At 70.8% G+C, this 3,123-nt stretch carries 4 protein-coding genes; all 4 read right to left on the bottom strand.

The window, feature by feature from the left end; translation table 11 throughout:
- Positions 1-52: 52 nt before the first annotated feature.
- A complete protein-coding gene (locus KBA23_RS16495; protein ID WP_290743289.1) occupies positions 53-469 on the bottom strand; it encodes a hypothetical protein in 417 nt (138 codons plus the stop codon).
- A gap of 21 nt (positions 470-490) precedes the next feature.
- Positions 491-2,284 carry a hypothetical protein gene (locus tag KBA23_RS16490; protein WP_290743286.1) on the bottom strand — a complete coding sequence of 598 codons (1,794 nt, stop codon included), beginning with the start codon at positions 2,282-2,284 and terminating at the stop codon, positions 491-493.
- A gap of 120 nt (positions 2,285-2,404) precedes the next feature.
- On the bottom strand, positions 2,405-2,935 hold the full coding sequence (locus KBA23_RS16485; protein WP_290743283.1) for a hypothetical protein: 531 nt from the start codon (positions 2,933-2,935) through the stop codon (positions 2,405-2,407).
- On the bottom strand, positions 2,932-3,123 hold a 192-nt coding region (locus tag KBA23_RS16480), incomplete at its 5' end, for a hypothetical protein (RefSeq protein WP_290743278.1). The genes KBA23_RS16485 and KBA23_RS16480, both read right to left, overlap by 4 nt.

Genomic DNA, 3,123 nt, shown 5'->3' with positions numbered 1-3,123 from the left:
TTGCCGGTGTCCGCCAGGTGCTGGCGCATCCGGCGGAGGATGTCGCGGGGATTCACGCGGGCAGGTACCAGAGCACGAACGTGATCGCGGTGATGCCCTCGATGTGGGTCAGGTCGCCGTCGGTGTCTGGCGAGAGGCGCGCGTGCAAGAACATCTTGAGCACGTCGGCGCCGCGGAAGCCTGGCGCGCTCCCGAAGCCGACCTCGCCGGTCTGGCCCATGACCTCGGTCGACGACGCGCCGCCGAACAGGTTGGGGAGCGCGTCGGTCCCGACGCGGACCAGCAGCGAATCCGTGTCAGGGTCCGTCGGCGCCGCGGTCCCCTCGATCTCGAGGTAACAGCCGAGCGGGATGTAGCGCTGCGGCGGCGAGGGCAGAACGACGCTATCGAGGGCGCCGGTCAGGCCCTCGAACGGCACGCGCGTGGAGTAGCGGAGCGGCTGTTTTCCCTTGGAGCCCCAGGTCGACATGGACCTGCCGTACCACGAATCCTATTCGCCGGTCTCGCCGTCCCCGTCGCCGTCCTTCGTGGGCTTCGGCCCGCGGTCCATGTCGTCCGCGGCATCCTCGGCGGCCTCGTGCTCCGCCAGCGCGAGCGCTCCGCCGCCCCCGCCGAACCCGTCGATCGAGCGATCGGCCTCCTCGTGCACCTTGCGGATCTCCTCGTCGGGGTCGCGGCCCAGCGCCTTCGCCGACTCCTCGATCGCTGTCTCTTGGGACAGGACCGGCACCCCGCCCGCGGCGGTCTGGACCGTCGTGATCTCGGCGGCTTTCTCGGCCGGGGTCTTGGCGAAGTACGAGCCCGGGGCGATGTCGATCCAGCCGAACGCGCCCACCTTGTGCGGCTCCAGCTTCGGCTTCGGCTTCTCCTCCTGCGGCGGGGCGAGTTGCGGGACCGGCCGGGGCGTCGGCGCCGGCATGATTTCGCCGTCGGGTCCGACCTCGGGCGGGGGAGGCGGCGCCGGCGGCGAGGGCTTCGGCCGCGCGGGCGGGACGATCTTGCTCGGGAGGATGAAGGTCCCCGGCTTCGGGCGCTCGACGGACGACACGCCGAACGTCTCGGCCATCGAGAACAGGCACTCGAGGGTGCGCCGGATCGCTTCGGCGAGCGGCGGCCAGAGCCAGCCGACGCGGACCTCGCTCGCGCGCCACAGCAGCCGGATCGCCTCGCCGGTGCGGAAAGCGCCAGCCGTGTCGGGCGTGACGCGCACGCAATCCGCCATCGCGAAAGTGTCGTCGGTGAGCGAGCGCCAGAACTTGTAGGTGATCTCGAGGCTGGTCCCGGCGATCTCCAGCGCGCCGAGCTTCCCCTGCGCGCTCAGCTGCGCGATGACGCCGCGGCCGCGCTTGCTGATCAGGTGGCGCCGGCGCGTGCCCTCGTCGTCGGCCTGGTAGACGGTCGGGTCGCAGTTCTTCCCGACGGCGGTGTACAGGTGCGTTCCGAGCCGGTCCACCGCATCGAACCGGGGCTCAAGGCCGCCAAAGTCCGTGTCGCCGAGCAGCCAGTTTGTCTCCGAATTCTTGTACCAGGTGACCGGGCACCGGCCGCGCACGCCGTGGGCGATCTCGGGGACGGACGTGTCAACGGGGATCGCCTCGTCTGGGTCGAAGTCCTCGGGGACCAGCTTGTAGGCGATCTTCGTCTCGGTGTTCCACTCGGTCGTCGCCCAGAAGTTTTTCGGGTACCGGTGGCCGTGGCGGTCGATGACGGTCCGGCTCACGAGCGTCTGCTGGACGATGCGCTCAGGTTGCCAGGGCTCCTTGTCGGACCACTTGAGCACGCGGAACTCGCTCGGCTTCCCAACCGTGAGGCAGGGCCGGCCGCCGACGACGCCAGGGATCAGCACCGCCGCGCCGCCGCCGCCGGCCATGTTGCGGGCCTGCGCGAACGGGAGGCGCAGGTTGCCGGCCTGGTACATGGTCCGCAGCAGGGCCTGCGAGTCCTCGTCGACCACAACCTCGATCTTCGGATCTGTCCCAAGGAGCAGGCCAGTGTTGCGGGACGTGATCGCCGCCGCCATCGGCGTGGTCAGCTCCGGCTTGCGCGCGTTGGCCGATCCAGGGTCGACCGGCTGGAATCCGCGCGGGTAGTACCGCTCGCGGAGGTAGTTAGCGTTCTCGACCTCGCGCGACTCGCCGCCCCACAGCATCCCGAGGTGGTCGTGTTGACGGTTCTCCACGAACTTGTACGAGCACTCGAAGAGCTGCGCGTCCTCGGTCTCGGGGAGGTTGTAGACGCGCACCGGGCCCTCGCCCGGCTCCTCGATCGTGTAATCCTCGGCCACGGGCGCACGCTATCACCGGGCGGCGACGCCAGCATGCAGCGGTAAAAAAGCCCGGCCGGGGACGATTCCCCGGCCGGGCTGCATGCCCGCGCAACACGTCCCGTACGAGCGTCCTTTCTTTCAAGCCGCGGGCAAATCGTAGCGGCCGGACCAGTCGCGGCCGATGTCGGAGGCGATGGTGGGCGGCAGGAGCAGCTCGGCGTGCCGCGGGCTCAGGGCCGCGGACATCGAGCGCAGGTGGAACTGGAGACCGTCGGCCACCGGATCGCGGGCCTGCCAGGGCTCGCACGGGCGGATGGCCCGGCGAACGGCGAGCAGGGCCATGGCGAGCGGCGCCGCGTCGGCGGGCGCCAGGGCCTGGCCGAACGTCCCGGTTGGGAGGGTCAGGCGCCAGCGGCCGTGCGGCGCGAGGCCGATGACCGGGGCGTTGGAGGTGTCGGCGGCCCAGCGCATCGACACGGCGAACCCGAGCGCCTCCGGCGTGGTGAGCTCGGAGGCGAGGGCGGGCGCGTCTCCAGCGGTCAAGAACCCGACCGCGGCCTCGCCGACGGTCTCGTCCACGGCGGCGAGCATGTCCTGCTTGACGAGGGCGCCCTGGAGAGCGCGGCCGATGAGCGCGAGGGACGAGCGGTGGCTGTCGAGTAGGGTCATGTGACGTCCCTGCCGCGGGCGGCCGCGGGGAGGTAGGCGTTGGGGGAGAACTCGTTCGCGGAGCCCTGGTCGCTGCCGGCGGGTACGAGCCGATAGCGCGCGACGATGTTGTGCTGGAGGCAGTATCCCGCGTAGTCGATCGCGGTGTTCCGCGGATCTCCTGGCGCGTAGTAGACCGCGACCATGAT

This window comes from Amaricoccus sp., assembly GCF_017995835.1.
In the GTDB taxonomy this organism is placed as follows: Bacteria; Pseudomonadota; Alphaproteobacteria; order Rhodobacterales; family Rhodobacteraceae; genus Amaricoccus.
The sequence above is the reverse complement of the archived record's forward strand: the minus strand, read 5'-3'. Positions and strand labels throughout refer to the sequence as shown.